5 protein-coding genes are annotated in these 3,287 nt (G+C 70.7%); 1 reads left to right on the plus strand and 4 read right to left on the minus strand.

Annotation, left to right across the window (positions count from 1 at the left end):
* The 4 genes from VMD50_RS08945 to VMD50_RS08960 form a co-directional block, all read right to left on the minus strand.
* A partial coding sequence (locus tag VMD50_RS08945) for a precorrin-6A/cobalt-precorrin-6A reductase (protein ID WP_325426914.1) occupies positions 1 to 176 on the minus strand: 176 nt, incomplete at its 3' end.
* Complete coding sequence (cobM, locus tag VMD50_RS08950) at positions 173 to 925, minus strand: precorrin-4 C(11)-methyltransferase (protein ID WP_325426905.1); 753 nt, start codon at positions 923 to 925, stop codon at positions 173 to 175. The genes VMD50_RS08945 and cobM, both read right to left, overlap by 4 nt.
* Positions 922 to 2,094, minus strand: a complete 1,173-nt coding sequence (gene cbiE / locus VMD50_RS08955) for a precorrin-6y C5,15-methyltransferase (decarboxylating) subunit CbiE (protein ID WP_325426908.1) — start codon at positions 2,092 to 2,094, stop codon at positions 922 to 924. Before cbiE ends, cobM begins: the two co-directional genes overlap by 4 nt.
* Positions 2,091 to 2,840, minus strand: a complete 750-nt coding sequence (locus tag VMD50_RS08960) for a decaprenylphospho-beta-D-erythro-pentofuranosid-2-ulose 2-reductase (RefSeq protein WP_325426910.1) — start codon at positions 2,838 to 2,840, stop codon at positions 2,091 to 2,093. Before VMD50_RS08960 ends, cbiE begins: the two co-directional genes overlap by 4 nt.
* Before the next feature lie 35 nt (positions 2,841 to 2,875).
* On the opposite strand from VMD50_RS08960, the gene VMD50_RS08965 reads away from it, so the two are divergent.
* Positions 2,876 to 3,286, plus strand: a complete 411-nt coding sequence (locus tag VMD50_RS08965) for a F420-dependent biliverdin reductase (RefSeq protein WP_325426912.1) — start codon at positions 2,876 to 2,878, stop codon at positions 3,284 to 3,286.
* Position 3,287: the final 1 nt, after the last annotated feature.

The raw sequence follows: 3,287 nt of genomic DNA on the forward strand, positions 1-3,287 counted from the left end.
AGCCAGCGTTTCAGTCCGTCGACGCCGCCGAAGCCGCCGATGCGAACCGGGCCTACCGGCAGGGCGGGATCGGGGACGCGGCCGGCCAGCGAGCTGACGATGTCGACTAGCGGGTGCAGGGATTTCGCCAGCGCGCGGGCCTCCGATGTGCCGCCGAGTAACAGAACCCGCATCAGTGCCGGCTCCCCCGGGTCCGCCCGGCCGAATACAGGTAGCTGTCGGTGAATCCCCCGGCGGCCAGCACGTCGCCGACGATGATCACGGCGGTCTTGGTGATGTCGGCGGCGCGCATCTGACCGGCAATGTCGGCCAGCGTGCCCCGCAGCACGGTCTGCTGTGGCCGGCTCGCGAAAGCCACGACGGCAACCGGCGTCTCGGGCCGGTAGCTACTGAGTAGCTGGGCGACGATGGTGTCGATCTGCGCGGCGGCCAGGTGCAGGACCAGCGTGGCCCCCGACCGGGCGAGGGTGGCCAATTCTTCGCCCGGCGGCATGGGCGTCGACAGGGTGGCCACCCGGGTCAGCGTCACGGTCTGCGCCACCCCGGGGACGGTGAGCTCGCGTTTCAGCACGGCCGCCGCGGCGGCGAAAGCCGGTACGCCGGGCACGATTTCGTAGTCGATGCCCAGCGCGTCGAGCCGGCGACACTGTTCGGCCAGCGCGCTGTACAGCGACGGATCACCGGAGTGCAGCCGCGCCACGTCGTGGCCGGCGCCGTGGGCGTCGGCGATCTCGGTGACGATCTGCTCGAGCGTCAACGGTCCGGTGTCAACGATTTTCGCGCCGGGCGGGCACAGGGCCAGCAGGTCGTCGGGCATGATCGAACCCGCATAGAGGCACGTCGTACACGTTTGGAGGAGCCGTTGGCCGCGGACCGTGATGAGGTCGGCGGCGCCGGGGCCCGCGCCGATGAAATACACCGTCATCTCGTCACCGCCCACTGGGTGACCGGCATCTGGGGGCGCCACCCGGTGAAGCCGCCGAGCGGCTCGCCCCGGTAGTGCTGGAGGCGGCGCAGCTGACCGCCGAACCGTGAATATGACTGTGCCAGCAGGGCTTCCGATTCGGCGGTGACCGCGTTGGCGACCAGCCGTCCCCCGGAGGGAAGGCGGTCGAGGCAGGCGTCCAGCAGACCGCGTCGGGTCAGGCCGCCGCCGACGAAGATCGCCGACGGGGTTTCGGCGCCGTCGAACGCCCCCGGCACCTCGCCGCGGACGTCGATGCTGACGCCGAAGGCCGCGGCGTTGGATTCGACGTTGAGGCGGCGGCGCTCGTCGCGTTCGAACGCCACCGCGCTGCAACCCCGCCAGCTCAGGCACCATTCGACGCTGATGCTGCCCGAGCCCGCGCCGACGTCCCACAGCCGCTCCCCGGGCCGCGGCGCCAGCGTCGCCAGGGTCACCGCGCGCACCCCGTGTTTGGTGATCTGCCCGTCGTGGGCGAACGCGTCATCGGGATAGGGCGACATGCGTTCGTCGGGCAGGTAGCGGACGGCGACGAGGTTGAGGTCGTCGACGTCGTGTGGCGGGTCGTCGGCCCACTGGCGCGCGGTGCCGTCGCGGCGGCGTTCGGTTGTGCCGCCGAGGTTTTCGAGCACGCTGAACTCCGAATTCCCGCGGCCGTGCGCGTTGAGCAGTGTGGCGAGTTCCTTGGGCGTGGATGCGTTTTTCGACAGCACGATCGCCTGGCCGCCGCGGCGCACCGCAGTGTGCGGGCGCGCGGTGACCAGGCTGATCACCTCGGTGTCGTGGGCGTTCCAGCCCATCCGCGCGCACGCCAGCGTCACCGACGAGACGTGTGGCAGCACCCTGACTTTGCCGGCGCCGTACAGCCGGACCAGCGTGCCGCCGATGCCGTGCAGGAGCGGATCGCCACTGGCGACCACGTGAATGTCTGCTGCGGAGTCGACGGGCAAGCTTTGCAGCGCGGGCAGCATGGGTGAGGGCCATTCGTGGCGGGGTGCGGGCACCGCCTCGTCGAGCAGGTCGAGCTGGCGTCTGGACCCGTAAATGACTGTGGCTCTGGCTAATTCGGCGCGCGAGGTTTCGGCGAGCCCCGCCATGCCGTCGGCGCCGATACCGACGACGACGATCATCGCGGCATCCTGCGCCAGACGAACTGCGGCAGCAGTCGCATCACGAAGAACATCGGCCGCAACGACCACGGGATCCACACGGTGTGTCGCCCCTTGGCCAGGGCGCGTGCGGTCGCGGCGGCCACGTGCTCCGGGGTGCTGGACAGGGGGGCGGGCCGCATGCCTTCGGTCATGCGCCCGATGACGAAGCCCGGGCGCGCGATCAGCACTGAGACGCCGCTGCCGTGCAGCGCATCGGCCAGCCCGCTGGCAAAGCCGTCCAGGCCGGCCTTCGCCGAGCCGTAGACGTAGTTGGCGCGGCGCACCCGAACGCCCGCGACCGAGGAGAACACCACCAGCGAGCCGCGACCGGCGCCGCGCATGCCCGCGGCCAGGTGGGTGAGGATGCTGACCTGGTCGACGTAGTCGGTCTGGACGATCGACACCGCGTGCGCGGCGTCGGTCTCGGCGCGGGACTGGTCGCCGAGGATTCCGAAGGCGAGCACCGCGGTGCCGATGGGTCCGTGCTCGGCGACGACCGCGTCGACCAATGGTCCGTGCGAGGCCAGGTCGTCGGCGTCGAATTCCCAGGTGTGCACCGCCGCGGCGCCGGCGGCCTTGACCGTCGCGACCTCGTCGTCGAGCTGATCGGCCCTGCGTGCGGCCAGCACCACCGTCGCCCCTGGGGCCAGCCGCCGCGCGAGCTCGACGCCGATTTCGCTGCGGCCGCCCAGGATTAGTACCGGACCTGCGCCCGTGTCGTCCACGGCTGCGATTATTACCTGCGCTAGCGTGGGCGGTGATGGCGAATACCACTACGCGGCTGACCGACGATGCGCTGGCTTTTCTGTCCGAACGTCACCTGGCCATGCTCACCACGCTGCGGGCCGACAATTCTCCGCACGTGGTGGCGGTGGGTTTCACCTTCGATCAAAAGACCCACATCGCCCGGGTGATCACCACCGGCGGCTCACAGAAGGCCGTCAACGCCGACCGCGCCGGCGTGGCCGTACTCAGCCAGGTCGACGGCGCCCGGTGGCTGTCGCTGGAGGGCCGGTCGAAGGTGAACAGCGATGCCGACGCCGTCCGCGACGCCGAGCTGCGCTATGCCCAGCGCTACCGCACCCCGCGGCCCAACCCGCGACGGGTGGTCATCGAGGTGCAGGTGGAGCGGGTGCTGGGGTCGTCGGATTTGTTGGACCGGGGCGAGTAGC

Source organism: Mycobacterium sp. (assembly GCF_035506235.1).
In the GTDB taxonomy this organism is placed as follows: Bacteria; Actinomycetota; Actinomycetes; order Mycobacteriales; family Mycobacteriaceae; genus Mycobacterium.

Excerpts from the sequence above, each read along its gene's own strand:
- VMD50_RS08965 (WP_325426912.1), top strand. The coding sequence starts at position 2,876 with ATGGCGAATACCACTACGCGGCTGACCGACGATGCGCTGGCTTTTCTG.
- cbiE (WP_325426908.1), bottom strand. The coding sequence starts at position 2,094 with ATGATCGTCGTCGTCGGTATCGGCGCCGACGGCATGGCGGGGCTCGCC.
- cobM (WP_325426905.1), bottom strand. The coding sequence starts at position 925 with ATGACGGTGTATTTCATCGGCGCGGGCCCCGGCGCCGCCGACCTCATC.